Here is a 16859-nt window from a genome sequence, read left to right as displayed (position 1 = left end):
TAAGGGGATCAGGCCCGAAGCGTTCGACGTCCTCGGGCGAAAGCGGCGGATTGTTCGTGCCCATTGTGATCTGCCCCTGTCGTAGACAAGCTCGTTGGCCTTGAGCCACGTGTAGCCGACGCCACTAAGAAACACGAGGCTCTTGTCGGGCGCTGCATAGATGGTCCGATCCGCCGCCGTAGCGACGGCAGACAATGTGCAGACGGTGGCGAAAGCAAGAGTTGCAACTGATGATGTGCAGCGATTCATGGGGCGGCCTCCTTGGCCCCCCAGGGATCGGGATAGCCCGTTTGTGATTTTCCGTTAAACGTCGGCGGCTCTCAGCGCCTGTACGCGGGGAGTTGTTTGTCGCCTCGACCATTCCTGGGCATTGGTGCAAAGACGTTGAACTCCGATGCGATGTCGAGGACGGCTTTGGTCATTGCCCTTTGTCTGGTGCGCACCGCGCTCGTTGCCCGTTCTACATGGGTAGCGGTGGGCTGCCTTGAGCTGGATCAGTTTTAGGGCGAACGGCCTTGGTTGAATTCCGGCTCGCGACCCCGTTGCGGGGCCAATTGCAGTGGCATCGGCAAACGAGCCACCCCCGGCCCTGCCGGTCATGCGTTCGCCGACCCCAATTCCCGAAGCTCGTCGAGCATGGCGACGTCGAGCCGGTTGGGGCAATCTGCCATGCGCCCCTGCTCCTCGGGGTGTTGCCTGCGCCGTTGCGGACCAGAGGCCGCGATAGCACCGGCGCAATTAACCAGCGGTGTTGCGTCACCCAACTCTTGTAGCACGCCTTGTGACCCGGTCCGGATTGCACCAGACGGAGTTTCCAAAGCGTTTTTCGACTCGGCTCACCCCTCGTATCGTAAGCTTCTGTGTCCTTGCACGTTCGGGCACCGCCTCAGCAACGCGCTTTGTGTCCCGCGTCCAATCGTCGACGACAGTGAGGATGGGAACGGTCGGAGACGAAGTCGAGCGATCACCACTGCTTAAGACTCGGCGGTACCAGCATCGGCACGGCCGCGGGTGGTCAGCTTCTCGCGATAGAACCGAAGAGCTCTTGTGGCAATCTCGTCGCCCATTCCCACACATTTGCGACGGAGGCGGCGAAAGCCGAGATTTGTCTAACGCGAACATGCCCGCTCTCTACGACAACAGCCAAGCATTGCGAGCAGCGCGGAGCCGTGACGAACGACCTTCCAGTCGGCTTATCTCTCCTCGGAACTGTCGGCAATGTGGCCGCCGGTCTGCCGCCGCCACAGGCGGGCATACAGGCCGTCGCGTTTGAGTAGCTCCGAGGGGGAGCCCTCCTCAACGATGCGCCCTTTGTCGAGCACGACGATCCTGTCCATGCTGGCAATCGTCGACAGGCGGTGGGCAATGGCGATCACCGTCTTGCCCTCCATTATAAGCTCGAGTTTTTCTTGGACCGCCGCCTCGGCTTCACTGTCCAGGGCAGAAGTCGCCTCGTCTAGAAGGAGGATTGGCGCGTCCTTAAGCAGCACCCGAGCGATGGCGACCCGCTGACGCTGGCCGCCAGAAAGCTTCACCCCGCGGTCACCGACGAAAGCATCGTAGCCGGTGCGGTTTTCGCTGTCCTTGAGATCGGCCACGAAACCGTCCGCATCGGCCAGCATTGCGGCGCGTTCGACCTCCTCCGGCGAGGCATCCGGCCGGCCGTAACGGATATTGTCCCCGACAGAGCGATGGAGCAACGAGACATCCTGGGTCACGACCCCGATATTCTGACGCAGGCTTGCCTGCGTCACCGAACGGATATCCTGGCCGTCGACGACGATTGCGCCATCGTTTACGTCGAAGAACCGCAGAAGCAGGCTGACAAGCGTTGACTTGCCGGACCCCGACATGCCGACGAGCCCGACCTTCTCGCCGGCGCGGACCCTGAGCGATAGATTCTCGATTACCCCTTTTCCTTGCCGGTACTCGAACCGGATATCTCTGAACTCGACCGCGCCGGCGACAACGGCCAGCGGCCTGGCTCCGGAGACATCGGTTACCGTTGAAGGCGTGGTGATGACCGGCATCGCGTCGCGTATCGTGCCCACAGCCTGGAATATCTGCTGTCCTAGCTGGAGAAAGGCCAGGGAGTTGGCGTTGAGCCGCTGAACGAGTGCGATTGAAGCAACAAATTGGCCGGTGGTGACAAAACCGGCCACGAGTCCCCAGAGCCCGACGGCGATGTTGGTCAGCGAAAGAAGTACGTTCAGCAGGACGACGCTGGTGTCGCTTGTTAAGTGGATGCGCCGTTCAAGCTGTTGCGTCTCAATGGCATCTCCCATGATGGTGCGCATTGCGTCCGCCTCGCTGTCTTCGGCCGCAAACAGCTTGACCACGTGGATGTTGCTGTAGAGGTCGGTCATGGCGCCGACGATGAGGCTGCGCGCGCGGGCAGAGTGGCGGGACCGCACGGCAAAATATGGCACTGCCACAACCGCGACTGTGACGTTCGCCACGATCCAAAAAAAGACCGGAAGCGCCAGCGGCCAGGACAGCGTGGCAAGCAGCGAAAGCGAACCGAGAAACTGCACGAGAAAATACGGTATGCTGGAAGACGCTACGACGATCTGCTGCTGCACGGCGGCGGCGAGTTGCGAAATGCGCGACGCCACCTGGCCGGCGAAGAGATCGTGGAAGAATGCAAGGTCCTGACGTTCGACCGCCTTGTAGCCATGCCATTGCATAGCCGCGGGCATGCATACGGACACTGCCTGGGAACCCAATGTCTTGGCGATGAACATCAGCAGCGGTTGCACGGGGAACATCAGCAGGCCGAGGAACGTGAGCATAGGCCAAGCTTCCTCAAGGAAAACCGCCGCACCGTTCCTGCTCACCCCGTCCACAATGATATACATGCCCCAGATCACCGCGAGGTTGATTCCCTCGACCGCCATCATGAAGACGGCGATGGCCGCCAGCACGCCACGGAACATGCGTGCGAAATGCAGAAGCAGAGCAAACGGACCTGTTGCCGGCAAAGGCGCGTAGGGGATATCCAGCGGGCGGATAAGCGTCTCAAAGGGGCGATAGATGAAATGCGAAGGCGACATGGCGGGTCAAACCGGCTGATCAGAAGAATGGGTGGGCGCATCGGAGGAGTGCGAGAGCGCGCGCCCCCTTAACTGCCAAGCGCAGGTTCCTCGTCTACACACAATGCGTTCCCGGCGCGCTTCGAGCGGACCACGCAAGGCTGAGGGGCGCACTTGAATGAACATGCGCGCTGTGGCCACGTTCGAGAGCTGCATAGGGTGGCCCTCGTAGTGCTGGTGGACGGCTTGGCTGAAGGAGGCGCGATCTATAAGGAGCGCCGCGGCTGGCTATAGCGTTCCAGCTCCCCAGGTGTGGCTGGGTTCATCGTCCTGTTCTGGCCGTCTCATTGCGGGCATCGAGCACGCTCCTGGTTGATTTCTCGGTCCTCCACGACGCCCTGCCGACGTCTCACTTACGAGATCAGCGCAATTTCCGTGCCGGATTTGCGCTCCGTTTCGTTCCACCGCTTGCTCGCCAGCCGGTGCTTGGCTGTAACGGCCAGCGGGTGGGGCTCCGACACTCTTGTTCAGTTTCGGACACAAAAAGGTCGCTATAGACATGCTCGGGAAGACCGGATGGAACCTCGAGCATGTAATCGTCGCACCCGAGCCGAATTTCATCCTCACCGGCTCCCGACCAGGGCGCTTGCTGAAAAGAGCGCTTGCTGCGCCAGCCATGAGTTCGCGGTAACCGCCGCAACCTTTTTCTGATATCGACCTGCGGGTTCACGGAAGAAGCCGATCCCACGCGTCGCGCGATCGAGCGACTGCCGATCATCTGCGGGGAGGACATTCCCTCACGACCTGATCTTTGAATCGGACATTTCGGTCGAACGAGTGCAGGAGCTACTCCATGACGGCGTTTAGAAGCCGGGGTCGCTAGGCTGTCGCTGAAGATCGACCACGTTGCGAAAGAGCGGCAGTTTCGCCAGATCGAACTCGTCGAAGGTCGGGCCGTCGTGCTTGCTCACCGCGCAACGCACCGGTCCGATATTTCTCCTCCAGCACGAAGATGCCGGTCGCCTCGCCAGGGAGTTCAGCACCACTGCACTGATGCGATTGCAGTTAAAATGAAGAATCCGAGCTACGCCATTCTCGCAATAAACTGCCAAACCTGACTCAACGACTGCGTTCTCACTATTAACTGCCAAGCGACACTTCGTGGATTTCGCGCCGGAAGGCTTCCGAGCCGAGATAGCGGTGAGAAAAATGGTCTTGATTGCCTTGCCGAGTTGGGCCAGCGCCCTGTAGCTTGGGCGCTGCACGCTCGCCCGCGCAAAGCGGCGCAGGATCGATTCCGCATCGGCCGTGCGGTGCTGCAGGGCCGCCGCATATTTGATCAATTCATCATACTGCTGCTCGATGAGGTTCCAGTCGATCGCCCGTGTCAAGATCGGCAGAAGGCTCGCGCGCCATTTCGGTGTCGGGCACCCCGCACTTCATCGGCAAGAGAACGGGCGACGATTCCGGCCACGGTCGCCAACCATTTGGTGGCGCACCGCGACGGTCCGGCTCTTATGCCAGGGCGAACTGGGGAGCACATGCGCCCCCTGCCATGACGCACGCATCCAGAAGGAAGAGGTGAGAGGTTACGCGAAAGGGTGTGATGGAGTGGGAGGCGCATCGCGTTCGACCATCCGTGGATTCGGCAGCCTTGATTAAGGTCTGCGACGTCTGACCAAGGCCATCCATGGCGGAGTGCTCTCGCTGAGGTTAAAGGCAGCCTCTTCGGCTTCGTACCGGGTCAGCCCGGTGAGCGGCCGACCGTATCTCTCGGCGGGAAGCCCGTTCAGGCTATCGATCACAGACCACAGCCCTGGTTCCGACGGCAGAATCCTGTAGCGCCTCATCGAGCCCTCGCTTGCTAGAAGCAAAGAGAACTCCCGCTTTACCGCAAAGTTCCGCAGTGCAGCATCAAAATGTTGCGACGCACTATGAGGGATGCAGTTCATATGACGGGCGGGGTCCTTTTGGCGCGCTGCCCGGCTGCCGGGTGCTGGTCGCCGGCCCGGCCGGCCTTGACAGGGCAGCTCTGGGGCTTCGACGTGTCACGCAGCTCGGCGTTCCGGCTCGAGCGGCACGGCCAGCTCGTGTATGCGCGCATTGGGGCAAACCCGCCGGGCGATATCGCAAAGATGCTGGTGATGCGTCAGATAGATCTGACTGACCCCTTGTTTTTGCTCCACCTTTCTTAAGCCCGCTGCAGTTGTCGGGCCGGCTCTGGTCCTGCCGGCTGAGGCCGTGAATGCGCCTCAGACGCCACCGCCATGAAAGCCTGAAGTGCCGCGGAGAGATACTCGTCGCTCCGCGTCACAAAAACAGTCGGCGCCGACCGCAGATTGTCAGGTAGCTGGTGTATGATGACCTGTCCGTCGGCTGCCGCATCCTGAACGACCCCCCGAGGTAGCATGGCCATCCCTAACCCGGCGGCGACGCAGCCGATGATCCCGTCCATTGTTCCGAGTTCCATCCAGCGGACATGCGTTACCCCACACGCCGCCAGGAACATGTCCATGCGCCGGCGATAGGAACAGCCCGATCGAAAAGCGAGGACCTTCAGAGCCGGCGATGCGGCCAAGGCCTTCAGATCCGAAAGCTCGCGAAACCGCGGCGAGGAGATCACAACGAGCTCCTCTTCGACGATCGATAGGCTCTTCAGTTCGGGATGAGCGATGGGGCCGGAGACGAACGCGCCATCCAGTTTGCGTCCGACGACCTCGCTGACGAGCTGTTCCGTCGGGGCAGCCTCCACCAGTACGTCGACCTCTGGATATTCTGCAGCATAGCGGATCAGGATCGGCGGAAGGCGAAGCGCTGCAGTGGTCTCCATGGAGCCGATCCTGAGTAAACCGCACGGCGTACCGCGGTCTGTGACGACGCGCTTGGCTTCGTCCAGAAGCTCTCCGACGCGCTCGGCATAGGGAACGAGCTGAATGCCGGTGGCTGTCAGTGTAACCCCTCGCCTGGACCGATGAAAAAGCGGAGCACCGATTTCCTCCTCAAGCGATTTTATTCTCGCGGTGACGTTGGATTGCACCGTGTTGAGTACACCGGCAGCCCCTCCGATACTGTTTGCTCTCACCACCGCCTGGAAAAACCTGAGGTCGGCGCTGTTCATCGGCCATCTCCTTTTCAGATGAAAAACATCTGATCTAATCGTTTGTCTTAAGTCAAGTGTCGCAATACCGTCGAAGAAAAATTTCCGGGAACATTCCTCAAACTGGGAGAAGTATTGATGACGATACGAACGCGTCTGACAGAATTTTTCGAAATCGAGCATCCCATCATCCTTGCCCCGATGACACCGGTCGCGGGTGGCGCGCTTGCGTCCGCCGTCGCCGACGCCGGCGGTCTGGGCCTGTTGGGTGGGGGATATGCTGATCGTCAATGGTACGAAACAGAGTCGTCGCTGATCACCAATGAACGCGTTGGCTGCGGGTTCATCGCCTGGGCAGTTGAAGCCGACCTTGATCTGTTTGACCGCGCACTTGCGGAGCGTCCGTCCGCGATGATGCTTTCGTTTTCGGATCCGGCGAAGGTCGCGGCACGGGTCAAGCAGGCGAGTGTTCCGCTGATTTGCATGATCCACACACTCGAACATGCCCGGCGCGCAATCGACGTTGGCGCCGACGTTCTTATTGTTCAGGGGACCGAGGCCGGCGGCCATGGCCTGGTCGCGCGGTCAACGATGCCCTTCGTTCCCGCAGTCGTGGATCTGGTGGCAAAGATTTCGCCTTCTGTCATTGTCGTGGCGGCAGGCGGCATTGCCGACGGTAGGGGCCTGGCCGCTTCGCTGATGCTCGGAGCAGACGGGGTCTTGATGGGAACCAGGTTCTGGGCTACGCGAGAGTCGCTCATCCATCCGGCAGCCAAGGACAAGGTAGTCGCTGCCTCTGGCGACGAGACAATCCGGACTTCCGTCTACGATATCGTCCGTCAGAAGGCCTGGCCCGCTGGCTATACCGGCCGACTGCTCAAAAACGGCTTCATTGACAAGTGGCACGGGCGGGAAGAAGAGCTGCGCACGCTGCATTCCGAAGAATTGTCGAAGGTCGAGGCGGCATGGGCCTCTGGCGACTATGACACGGCCAACGTGACTGTCGGTGAGGCGGTGGGCCTCATCAACGATCTGCCGTCGGCGAAGGACATCGTCCGCCGAACGGTGCGCGAGGCAAGCGAAAGACTTGGCGTCTACGCATTCGATCAGCGCATCGCGAACTGACTTACTACGGCCCTGAAGAGAGGGCCGACTGCTTTCAAAAACATAAAAGGGAACTGCAGCATGCAACAGCTACAGGAAAGGGGCGACTCGGTCCGCAAACCAGGTATCTGGACCGTCGTCCTTGCATCAAGCGCCGGCACGGTCATCGAATGGTACGACTTCTATCTTTACGGAAGTCTGGCGATTTTCTTCTCAACGCTCTTCTACCCTGCCAATGAACCGACGGCAGCTGTTCTGATCAGCGTCGCAACCTTTGCCACAGGCTTCCTCGTGCGCCCATTGGGAGCCCTGCTGTTCGGCAGCATCGGCGACCGCGTCGGACGCAAGAGCACGTTCTTGATGACGCTCATTCTGATGGGCATTGCGACCGCGCTCGTCGGCGTCTTGCCAACCTTTGAGACCGCGGGATATTTCGCGCCGATCGCTCTTGTGGTCCTTCGGCTCATCCAGGGATTGGCGATCGGCGGCGAATACGGCGGCGCCGCCGTTTACGTTGCAGAGCACGCACCGGCGAACCGGCGCGGGTTCTTCACGAGCTTTATCCAGACAACGGCAACCGTTGGCTTTTTTCTGGCGATTGTCGTCGTGCTTACGTGCCGGCTGTCGCTCGGCGAAGAACTCTTCAAGCAATGGGGTTGGAGAATTCCGTTCCTGCTATCATCGGTTTTGATCGTGCTGTCCCTTTATCTGCGCCTCAAGCTGAGCGAATCCCCGGTATTCGAGGAGCTTCGCAAAGGCGGGAAGACCGCAAAGAGTCCAATCCGTGAGAGTTTCGCCACCGGTCATGGCGTGCTTTATGCAGCCTTTGCACTGTTCGGGGCGACCGCCGGCCTGGGGTGCGTTTGGTATACAGGCCAGTTCTACGCACTGTATTTCTTGCAAAGCGTGCTGAAGCTTGACTTCCTGACAGCGAACATTTGCCTTGCTGCTGCTTTGGTGATCGGAACGCCCCTCATCGTTTTCTTCGGCGCCTTGTCCGACCGGATCGGCCGCCGCAAGTTGATTGTCACCGGTTTCATTCTGGCAGCCGCGTTCTATGTTCCAATCTATCAGGGCATCGCCGCCGCCGTCGCTGCCCAGAACTTCGTTTTGGTAACAGCGCTGATCGTCGCCCAACTCGTTTTCGTAGGATTGGTCTATGGCCCTATGGCAGCTTTCCTCGTCGAGCTCTTCCCGGCGAAATTGCGCTACACCTCGCTCTCGCTGCCCTATCACATCGGCACAGGCGTGTTTGGCGGCTTTGTTCCCCTCATTAACCTGTCGCTGGTTGCCTACACGGGCAACATCTATGCGGGCCTGGCCTATCCCATTGCGATCGCGATCATGAGCGCAGTCGTAAATGTTCTCTGGTTCCCCTGCGCGCTGGCTGGGGAACCCGAGGCTGCCCCAACCGGCCTACCGGCGAGGGCAATCTGAATATTCACCGGGACGCCGAGTGCGCGTCCCCGCCCTCTTTCCTATTTCCGAGCACGACCCATGCCGCTGATAAAAATTAACCTTCTGAAGGGCCGATCGCCTGGGGAGCAGGACAAGATCCTCGACTGCATCCATGAGGCGGTGGTCAGGGCTTTCCATGTACCGCCAGCCGATCGCTATCAGATCCTGATCGAACACGAGAGATCGCATGTGCGCGCGGAGGATACCGGTCTTGGTCTTTAGTGACAGGCTGATCATTATCGAGGTGATCTCGCGAGCGCGGTCAACTGACGACAAACAGGCCTTCTATCGTTTCGTTGCGGCAGGGCTTTTGGATGTGTGTGCGATCGACCCTGCAGATGTTGTGGTCAGTATCGTAGAAAATGGTGACGCGGATTGGTCCTTCGGCCTTGGTCGAGCTCAATTCATAACCGGCGAGCTTCGCGGAATCAGGCATCGCGGCGGTGAAAGACGTCAATGTCTAATGCCAGTCCGATACGGCCGCGCCATCAGCTTTGACCGGCCGCGCAAATTCAAACAACAAGCAGAGAGCAGCTATGAAACAGCTACACCGAACCGTTGCAGCGTCACTGGGAATGCTGATGACAACTTTTTTAGTTTCGGCGCAAGCCAAGGAGGCCATCATCAAGTTCCAAGTCGAAGGCCAGACAATCGTAGGCACGATGGTCAGGCCGGATGATGTCGCGAATCCTCCCGTCATCCTGATGCTTCACGGTTTCACCGGCAGCCGCAACGAATGGAGTTCGGAGGCGGTGAAGGAAGGCCTGTTCGGGCGTGCCGCGCCGGTGCTCGCAAAGAATGGCATCGCTTCGCTTCGGATCGATTTTCGCGGCAGCGGCGCGAGTGACGGCAAGTTCGAAGACATGACCGTCGAAACCGAGATAACGGACACACAAGCAGCGCTCGACTTCCTATCGGCGCATGACAGCATCGACGGCAAACGTATTTCGTTGATGGGAATGAGCCTGGGCGGTGCGGTCACGACAGCAGTTGCCGGCCGGACAAAAACGCCTTTAAAGTCTGTCGTGCTCTGGAACCCCGGCATCAATCTTCCGGCAGCGTTCATCTCCATATTTGGCGAAAAGCAGATGGCGGAAGCTGTGACAGCGGGCGATAAAGTCTATCCGGCCAAGCGCGTCGGAGATGGGAAGGAAATTCCCTTGAAAGGCCGCTTCTTCGAGAGCCTCTACGCGGTGCAGCCTGCCGGCGAAATCTCGCGCTACAAGGGGCCGCTGTTCCTCGCGGTCGGCACGCGCGATAGCATCGTCTTTCCCCAACCCGTTCTCGCCAAGTCGTTGCTGGCTTATCACGACGGTCCGGAAGAACTGTGGGCTGAACCCATTGATCATGGTTTCGGCGTTGAACAGAGTGCCAAGACCGTGGACAAGCTGATCTTAGCGACGGTCGCCTTCCTAAAGTCCAACGGCGAATAGCCTGCGCGTCGAACGGCGCTCGCTTGGCCGCCAATGCCGCCGGAATTGGCGGCGTCTTAGCGAAAGCGGTAACGCTCGCCTGTCGGTTATCCTTCATGCAGGATGCTTGCCCGCGTGAACCTGCCCGGTTCCCGAGTACATCCGCCCCGTGACGACCGAAAGAAAAATTCGAGCTGATCGTAGGCCGCTCGCTGGCTGAAGACGGCGCGGCTATGATCGCGAGCTGCAACGGCGTACTCTCGACTCTCTCAAGAAGCAGGCGTCCAGACCCAATCAGGATATTACCTTTCGTACCGGCCAGTTGGGAAGAAGTCCGGTCGCACGCGGAAATGATCGCAGGCGAGCGAGCATGTCCTCGACTGGTTCCATATCCCCATGCGCAATGGAAGCCGCTTCCTTCCGCGGCTAACCCGATCCTGCCCCGCAACTGCGCGCAGGATTGCTGGCCGGCGTCGCCATCGTCGAGCGCGCCGGGCCTGCGATGCTCGAGATGCTTCACGCCCGTACGAGGGGAGCATGAGGATTTGTGGGGCGGTCAAGCCGCGCGGACCATTTCGCCGTTCTCGTGATTGTCGTTCGCCATGCCGGGATACCATTGCCGGAAGGTCGACCGCAGGGAGCCATCGAGGGTCTGCGTGCGGGTTTTCAGTAGAAGATGTGCGCCGAGGCTGTGTAGCAAAGTCTTGGGTAACCAGGCGCATGGCACGGCCTCTGGTAGTTTCGCCGGAGAGTTCAGATGTTCAAGGGCCGCCATTTCGACCAGTCCGTCATTCTGCTTTGCGTTCGCAGGTATCTGGCCTATGGCTTGAGCCTTCGCGATTTGAAGGAAATGATGGCCGAGCGCGGCGTCAGTATCGATAGGCGCCGGTTATGGCCATGGTGCAGCGGCCGACCGACGTCACGACCGGCGCTCCGGCCGGTGACGCGCGTGCCGCGGTCGTGACCGGTCTCTCAGCGCGAGCAAGCGAACGCGTCATTGAAGCGTAGATCGAGTCGAGAGCTCATTTGATGAGCGACGAGTGGAAAGCATTCATGGCCATTGGTGAGAGCTTTGCCAAGCACGAGACCGTGAAGCATTCCAGTGGTGAGTATGTTCGCGATGCCGTCCACGTCAATTCGGTAGAGGGCTTCAACTCCCGCGCCCGCCGTACCATCGCCGGCGTCTTTCATCATATCAGCCCGCACCATGCCGACCTGTATTTCCACGAGGTTGACTTCCGATGGTAACAGCGCGTCGTATCCGGGAGCGCCGTTCGGAAAACCCGGCATGGTCTAGAAGTCTTGAGGACCATCTGGTCGCGCGTGCCGCCGGCGGTGCAGCTACTGAGCGTTTTTCGCGCCGCCACGGGGCGTCAGATGCGCCGAAGCGTCGGTGGAGGAATCATCATCAAATCAACCGTAGCTGGCTTTGGTTGATAAATGCCTCGTACGATTTTGAGCAGTTCTTGTTCCGACCCCATCATGCGAAGATCGTGTGACTGTTCAAGTTTTGGCAAAACGAGAGGCATCCCACAAGATGGGCACTCGGCTGCTGCGGGTCACCTTTGACGACAGTCACACTCACTGATCTCGATTTGATTGTTGAACCTCGGTCTTAAGAGCAGCAGTGCTGACCTCAAGCTCCTTAACCGATTTCGAAATGAGTTTGGCCGCATGGCACGCGCAAGCGGAGCACCTTGGCCAGCCATTGTGCACCAATCCGTGCTGTTTGCTCTCACAACCGCCTGGGAAAACCTGAGGTCGGCGCTGTTCATCAGCCATCTCCTTTTCAGATGAAAAACATCTGATCTAATCGTTTGTCTTAAGTCAAGTGTCACAATAGCGTCAAAGAAAGATTTCCGGGAACATTGAAGGAAAGCCAAGCCATGCGCCAAGCAGAGCCCCGCTTTGCACTCGACCACATGGCGACGCCCGGACTCGACGTCAGGGCACTTTTCGCTTTTGCCCGTGACCAGGGCCTGACCGATGTCCAGATTCGCAGCCAACAGCGCAGCAATGCTATTGCACGCGGCATGCCGGCGGCGGACGTCCGGGCTGCGGCCGCCGAAGCAGGCGTTGGGATTATTTCCATCAATGCCTTGCAGCGCTTCAACGAGTGGACTCCCGCCCGTAGGGCCGAGGCGAGCAAGCTCGCCGATTATGCGGCGGCCTGCGGAGCCAAGACGCTCATGCTGGTGCCGGTCAACGATGGCTCCTGGCCTGCCAATGGCGAGCGCCGGGGCGATCTCCGCTTTGCCTTGAAGGCGCTCAAGCCGATCCTCCAGTCGCGCGGCCTGATCGGTCTCATCGAGCCGCTGGGCTTCCAGACCTGCTCGCTTCGATCGAAAAACGAAGCGGCTAAGGCCATTGCCGCCATTGATGGCCAGTCCGTCTTCCGCCTCGTGCACGACACATTTCATCACACGCTCGCCGGGGAGCCATTCTTCTCCTGCGACCTGACCGGTCTCGTGCACATTTCAAGCGTGAACGATCCAATCCACTGGATTTACCCGGATCGCGTCCTAGCAGGTTCCGACAATGGCAGCCAGATCCAGGCGCTGCTTGATGGCGGATATGAGGGCCCCTTCTCCTTCGCACCGTTTGTCGACGCAGCCCACCCGCTGGACGATCTCGCAGGCGCACTTGCCGCGAGCATCGATCTAGCCCGACAAGGGCTATTGACGCGAATGGCGGCGTGAGACGCAGGAGTAAATTAGGGGTGCCTGAGACGGCTTTTGGCGTCCCGCGGAGGAGTCATTCGAGACGCCTCCTGTAACAATATCTCTCGCATCCAGATGCTTGCCGCATCACTGTTGTGAAGGGCGGGCCATTGGAGGGCCTCGGTGAATGCGGGGAGCGGCAGCGGAAGCTCGATGATCCGCAGCGGGAAGGTTTTCTTGAAATGCTCAACCAGCCGGAAGGGCATGGTCGCTATACGATCTGTGTCTGAGACCATCGGCGGGATCATGCTAACAGCCTGCACGATAACCTCGACACGTCTCTCAAGGCCATGCTCAAGAAAAACCGCTCCTCGATGGAGGGCTTCAGCTCGGACCCTGAGTAGTACGATTAACGGACGTCACTTCGCTGGTCGAACGGGTGAACCGCTTCTATCGAGTCGTCGCCCGTGGCGCTTCATTCCCTATGCTGCCTTCATTTCGCGGTCCTCGGCAAACTGTTCAGACAAATCAAGCCAGCTCTCCCGAGGACATACGCCGGCAAGCTGTGCGTGGACTTAGCGAAACAGCCGTCCGCAATTTAGCCCTGTCCAGAGTTTGCGAAACACGCAAAAAAGATGAAAGTGCGATGTTCAGGCGCATCGGTGCCGACTGCACAGAGTTACGTCATTTGAAGTTATGCCAAGGGGAAACGGTATTGGGCAACGGCTCAGGCGCTGGCGAACCTTTGGATGTTGCGCATGCATTGGAGCGCCGGCCGATTCGAGCACGAACAACGATCGCTGTGGCAAGCTCACGTCAATGTCCCCGAATTCCATTTCCCTACCACCAGACTACCCCGCTCAGGAGCGCGACGCCGGGAGCACTCCCATCTCCTTGAGCAACCGGCCAGCGCCGTCAATCTTGTCCATGGTCCAGAGCATGAAGCGACTGTCGACATGGATGCTGCGGCTGCGGTCCGCGTCGCGCCCCCAGTCAGAGATTACGCCCTCGAGCGTGCCGTCGAAGGCGAGACCCACGAACTCGCCGCGTCCGTTCAGCGTCGCCGAGCCGCTGTTGCCGTTGGTGATGTCAGCGGTGGACAGGAAGTTGACCGGTAACGTGCCCAGCGCCGGCGCGACATAGGGGCCATAATCCTTGGCTCGGATCGCTGCGATAGCCGCATCTGGAGCATCGAACTCACCCTTGCCCGTTTCTTTGGCCAGAAGTCCCTCGGCCGTGGTGAAGGGCCTCCAGATCTGCCCGTCGCGTGTTCGCCCCGCCACCTTGCCCCAGGTGATGCGCAGCGAGCCATTCGCGTCGGGATACATCAGCCGGCCGATTGCCTGCTGGTAAGCACGCTGGCCGTGCATATAGATGGCGCGAGCCGCCTGGGTGCGTCCAGCGCGGTCCTTCGCAGCGTGCTCCGCAGCTATGTCGCCGGAATAGAGAGCGACCGCCAGCTTGATGAAAGGGTCCTCCGACGCCTCGAAGGCAGCAGCGGGCTTGTCAAGCCAGCCGAGCCGCGTTGCCGTGTCTGCGAGCTTGGTGTCTGCATAAAGTCGGTCAAGGCCAATTTGGCCCAAAGCGCTTTCGAAAGCAGTATCGCGGTCCCTTGCATCCAGCCGGCGATATTCGTCGAGTGCGGCCTCGAACAGCTTTCGATCGATGTCTGGCAAATAGGCGCGCTCGATCTGCGTCAGCTGATCCGAGTTTTCTTTACGGTCACGATCCTGAAAGCCGCTTTCACGGTCTTCATCGGCCTTCTCGTGCTCCTTTGTCCAGCGATAGAGAATGCGTGCCGATGACAGTAGTTGCGCGCGATTGAGCAACGCCTGGCGCAGCCTCGCCAGCGAAGCCCGGCTATTCTCGCCCACCATCGCGTCCAGTTCGCGGATTGCTGCGTCAAAGCGCGTGTGCCGCACGGGATACTCAGCGACCCAGGCGCGAAAAGCTTCCTCCTCGGTAGCCTTGCGCGCGTCGAGGCCGATCGCGTCGGCGCCGGCAAGATCGCCCGCCAGCTTCTTCTTGTAGTTTTCCACGCCCCGCAGAATGGAGGCGTAGCGGATCTGCGCTTCGCGATTGCCTTCCGTGGCTTGCTTGATCTGGGCCGCATAATCCGAGAGCAAACGCTGGGACAGCGGTTCGTAGTGCGCGAAGTTGAACCGGACTTCATCGGCGGTGAGGAACCGATTGGTTGCTCCGGGAAAGCCGGCGACCATCACGAAATCGCCTTCTTGCACGCCTTTAGAGGCGATGCGCAGCCAGTTCTTCGGCCGGTAGGGCACGTTGTCGCGCGCATAAGGCCGGGATGAACCATCAGGGGCGACATAGGCGCGATAAAAGCCAAAGTCACCTGTGTGGCGCGGCCACATCCAATTGTCCGTTTCGCCGCCGAAGTTACCTATGCCGAGCCCGGGCGCATAGACGAGGCGCACGTCCTGAATTTCGAGCTTCTGCTGGAGATGGTAGGAGGCGCCGCCATAATAGGACCCTACGTCGCAGCGGCGATTGGGCTGTTCTTCACACGCGGCGATCAGCGCCTTGCGGTTCGCTTCGAGCCGCTCATAGCGGGCAAAGCCGTTCAGCTTGTCTGAGACGCCCTTGAGCATGTCAGCGGTCACATCCCGCATATCCTCGATCACATAGATGCGGCTGCCGGGCGCCGCAGGCAATTCTTCACCCAGGCTCTTCGCCAGAAACCCGTTGGTGAGATAGTTTTGGCTCTCCTTGCTGTTGTACTGGATGGATTCCAGCACGCAGTGATGGTTGGTGGCGACCAGCCCTTGCGGACTGACGAATGAGGCGGAGCATCCGCCCAGTGAAACGATCGCGTTAAGCGGGGCAGCGCCCAGACGGCTCAGCTGCGCGGGATCGATCTGGAGCCCATCCGCGCGCATGGCCGCGCCGACTTCCGCACTCTGGGCCGGCATCCAGATGCCTTCGTTCGCCGATGCAGCGGTGGCCGTCCAGAGCAAGGCGATGGCACTTACCCAAGCAACCATATCACATTCGCAGTTCATACTGGTGTCTCTCCCATTCTATCTACTGTCTCCGCCGACTGGATCCATGAGCTATCAGACTGGCCGGCGACCCCAGCGCCTGCGCGGCTGCCACTGGGGACTGAGGGGACGGTCAACGCAAACATCTGGATGACGCTCCCCTCACATCGTGTCGGTTGTGTGCAACGTTGCGGATCATCCGTTGCACTAATCGTGCCAAAGGAATAAAGGTTTCAACGACCTAAATGGTAAGCTGCCTTCCATGTCCGACCTCCGACATTTCGTCGTAGACCCGACACCCTCGTCCTCGCCAGCGACGAAGCCCGCTGCCGAACGGCCGTAGCCTGTCCATAATTGTGAGAGTGCGTTTCTTCACCTAGCCGTATACGCCGAAGACCATGCGGTATCCTGGGCATATCCTTGTGGTGTTCGCCGGTCGGGAAGTGGAGCGACCCATCTGCGAATATCTGAATTATTATCGCCGCTGGAGGCGCCGGGCGGTTCAGGAACTGCTCAGCTCCCGTTCCGCTGTGCCTCTTATGCGACTTTGGGCGAACAAACATCGAACAACGTCAGAACGACTTCGCTCACATGCTGGGATCCGCTATTCGTCATGGGCTCAGTTGTGCCAAGACCCTTCCGAGCCGAGAACCAAATGTGTCGCATTAGGGCCCGAAAGCTGCCTGTCGGCTCACGGGAACGAAGTAGTTTCTAGAAGCGCTTTCAAATTAGATCTAGGGAGCACCGATGCGAGCGCTAGCGCACGCCTTCACACCCTAGCTATATGTAGAGCTGTGCGCAGCGTCGTTGGTCGCGATCAGATACATATAAATGCCGGTGCCGCCGAGCCGGCCGACGGAATCGACCTCAGCCGCGATCAGCCGGCAGACCAGTTTCCGTAGCGCGTCAACGTCGACCCGGCCGGAACGATCGGCGGGGGTGATCGGAAAAGCAGACAGGCCGTTTGCGAAAAATCATGGTTCAATTCCTCGATCGGTGGGGGCGAAACCCGGCCAGTAGTGGCCGTCAGGCGTCGGCCGCTTGCCGAAGATGGCCTGACCGACGCGCACGACAGTGGCGCCTTCCTCGATGGCTTC

General features: G+C 59.8%; 9 protein-coding genes and 9 pseudogenes. 8 read left to right on the top strand and 10 right to left on the bottom strand.

Annotation, left to right across the window (positions count from 1 at the left end; translation table 11 throughout):
- The 5 genes and pseudogenes from AC0L3O_RS34835 to AC0L3O_RS34815 form a co-directional block, all read right to left on the bottom strand.
- Positions 1 to 249 (bottom strand): annotated as a pseudogene (locus AC0L3O_RS34835) (hypothetical protein); the annotation flags it as partial.
- Positions 250 to 1193: 944 nt separating this feature from the next.
- Entirely contained in the window at positions 1194 to 3053 is a 1860-nt protein-coding gene (locus AC0L3O_RS34830; protein WP_473618066.1) for an ABC transporter ATP-binding protein, read from the bottom strand.
- Positions 3054 to 3949: 896 nt separating this feature from the next.
- Positions 3950 to 4061, bottom strand: a pseudogene (locus tag AC0L3O_RS34825) (phenazine biosynthesis protein PhzF); the annotation flags it as partial.
- A gap of 132 nt (positions 4062 to 4193) precedes the next feature.
- Positions 4194 to 4435: pseudogene (locus AC0L3O_RS34820) on the bottom strand (Tn3 family transposase); the annotation flags it as partial.
- A 788-nt stretch (positions 4436 to 5223) separates the two neighbouring features.
- Positions 5224 to 6312, bottom strand: coding sequence for a LysR family transcriptional regulator (locus tag AC0L3O_RS34815; RefSeq protein WP_473618065.1), 1089 nt, complete (start codon positions 6310 to 6312; stop codon positions 5224 to 5226).
- Between AC0L3O_RS34815 and AC0L3O_RS34810 the strand changes: the two genes are divergently transcribed.
- The 5 genes and pseudogenes from AC0L3O_RS34810 to AC0L3O_RS34790 all read left to right on the top strand — a co-directional run bounded on the left by AC0L3O_RS34810 (position 6268) and on the right by AC0L3O_RS34790 (position 10124).
- Positions 6268 to 7254 carry an NAD(P)H-dependent flavin oxidoreductase gene (locus AC0L3O_RS34810; RefSeq protein ID WP_473618064.1) on the top strand — a complete coding sequence of 329 codons (987 nt, stop codon included), beginning with the start codon at positions 6268 to 6270 and terminating at the stop codon, positions 7252 to 7254. The two genes, AC0L3O_RS34815 and AC0L3O_RS34810, sit on opposite strands and share 45 nt — an antisense overlap.
- A gap of 60 nt (positions 7255 to 7314) precedes the next feature.
- Positions 7315 to 8670, top strand: a complete 1356-nt coding sequence (locus AC0L3O_RS34805) for an MFS transporter (RefSeq protein ID WP_473618062.1) — start codon at positions 7315 to 7317, stop codon at positions 8668 to 8670.
- 60 nt (positions 8671 to 8730) lie between these two features.
- A complete protein-coding gene (locus AC0L3O_RS34800; protein WP_473513948.1) occupies positions 8731 to 8913 on the top strand; it encodes a tautomerase family protein in 183 nt (60 codons plus the stop codon).
- Positions 8879 to 9019 (top strand): annotated as a pseudogene (locus tag AC0L3O_RS34795) (tautomerase family protein); the annotation flags it as partial. The gene AC0L3O_RS34800 and the pseudogene AC0L3O_RS34795, both read left to right, overlap by 35 nt.
- A gap of 208 nt (positions 9020 to 9227) precedes the next feature.
- Positions 9228 to 10124 carry an alpha/beta hydrolase family protein gene (locus tag AC0L3O_RS34790; RefSeq protein WP_473618061.1) on the top strand — a complete coding sequence of 299 codons (897 nt, stop codon included), beginning with the start codon at positions 9228 to 9230 and terminating at the stop codon, positions 10122 to 10124.
- 535 nt (positions 10125 to 10659) lie between these two features.
- Here AC0L3O_RS34790 and AC0L3O_RS34785 read toward each other — a convergent pair.
- On the bottom strand, positions 10660 to 10878 hold the full coding sequence (locus AC0L3O_RS34785) for a hypothetical protein (protein WP_473618067.1): 219 nt from the start codon (positions 10876 to 10878) through the stop codon (positions 10660 to 10662).
- Here AC0L3O_RS34785 and AC0L3O_RS34780 point away from each other — a divergent pair.
- From AC0L3O_RS34780 to AC0L3O_RS34770, 3 genes and pseudogenes are all read left to right on the top strand, one after another.
- A pseudogene (locus AC0L3O_RS34780) lies at positions 10861 to 11004 on the top strand (IS6 family transposase); the annotation flags it as partial. The gene AC0L3O_RS34785 and the pseudogene AC0L3O_RS34780 overlap by 18 nt on opposite strands.
- Positions 10989 to 11540, top strand: a pseudogene (locus AC0L3O_RS34775) (IS1595 family transposase); the annotation flags it as partial. The pseudogenes AC0L3O_RS34780 and AC0L3O_RS34775, both read left to right, overlap by 16 nt.
- Positions 11541 to 11989: 449 nt before the next feature.
- Positions 11990 to 12802 (top strand): TIM barrel protein, encoded by an 813-nt coding sequence (locus AC0L3O_RS34770; RefSeq protein ID WP_473618060.1) that lies wholly within the window; start codon positions 11990 to 11992, stop codon positions 12800 to 12802.
- 14 nt (positions 12803 to 12816) lie between these two features.
- Here AC0L3O_RS34770 and AC0L3O_RS34765 read toward each other — a convergent pair.
- The 4 genes and pseudogenes from AC0L3O_RS34765 to AC0L3O_RS34750 form a co-directional block, all read right to left on the bottom strand.
- A pseudogene (locus tag AC0L3O_RS34765) lies at positions 12817 to 13160 on the bottom strand (type 2 periplasmic-binding domain-containing protein); the annotation flags it as partial.
- Positions 13161 to 13623: 463 nt separating this feature from the next.
- Positions 13624 to 15738: a S46 family peptidase gene (locus AC0L3O_RS34760; protein ID WP_473618058.1), complete on the bottom strand. Its 2115-nt coding sequence runs from the start codon at positions 15736 to 15738 to the stop codon at positions 13624 to 13626.
- 842 nt (positions 15739 to 16580) lie between these two features.
- Positions 16581 to 16721, bottom strand: a pseudogene (locus tag AC0L3O_RS34755) (dihydrodipicolinate synthase family protein); the annotation flags it as partial.
- Positions 16722 to 16736: 15 nt separating this feature from the next.
- Positions 16737 to 16859 (bottom strand): annotated as a pseudogene (locus AC0L3O_RS34750) (YggS family pyridoxal phosphate-dependent enzyme); the annotation flags it as partial.

It is taken from the genome of Mesorhizobium sp. WSM4810, from assembly GCF_055811235.1.
This window is presented reverse-complemented; position numbering and strand designations above follow the sequence as displayed.

Bases quoted from the DNA above. Each gene is read 5' to 3' on its own strand.
- AC0L3O_RS34830 (WP_473618066.1), bottom strand. From the start codon at position 3,053: ATGTCGCCTTCGCATTTCATCTATCGCCCCTTTGAGACGCTTATCCGC.
- AC0L3O_RS34810 (WP_473618064.1), top strand. From the start codon at position 6,268: ATGACGATACGAACGCGTCTGACAGAATTTTTCGAAATCGAGCATCCC.
- AC0L3O_RS34815 (WP_473618065.1), bottom strand. From the start codon at position 6,312: ATGCTCGATTTCGAAAAATTCTGTCAGACGCGTTCGTATCGTCATCAA.
- AC0L3O_RS34805 (WP_473618062.1), top strand. From the start codon at position 7,315: ATGCAACAGCTACAGGAAAGGGGCGACTCGGTCCGCAAACCAGGTATC.
- AC0L3O_RS34800 (WP_473513948.1), top strand. From the start codon at position 8,731: ATGCCGCTGATAAAAATTAACCTTCTGAAGGGCCGATCGCCTGGGGAG.
- AC0L3O_RS34790 (WP_473618061.1), top strand. From the start codon at position 9,228: ATGAAACAGCTACACCGAACCGTTGCAGCGTCACTGGGAATGCTGATG.
- AC0L3O_RS34785 (WP_473618067.1), bottom strand. From the start codon at position 10,878: ATGGCGGCCCTTGAACATCTGAACTCTCCGGCGAAACTACCAGAGGCC.
- AC0L3O_RS34770 (WP_473618060.1), top strand. From the start codon at position 11,990: ATGCGCCAAGCAGAGCCCCGCTTTGCACTCGACCACATGGCGACGCCC.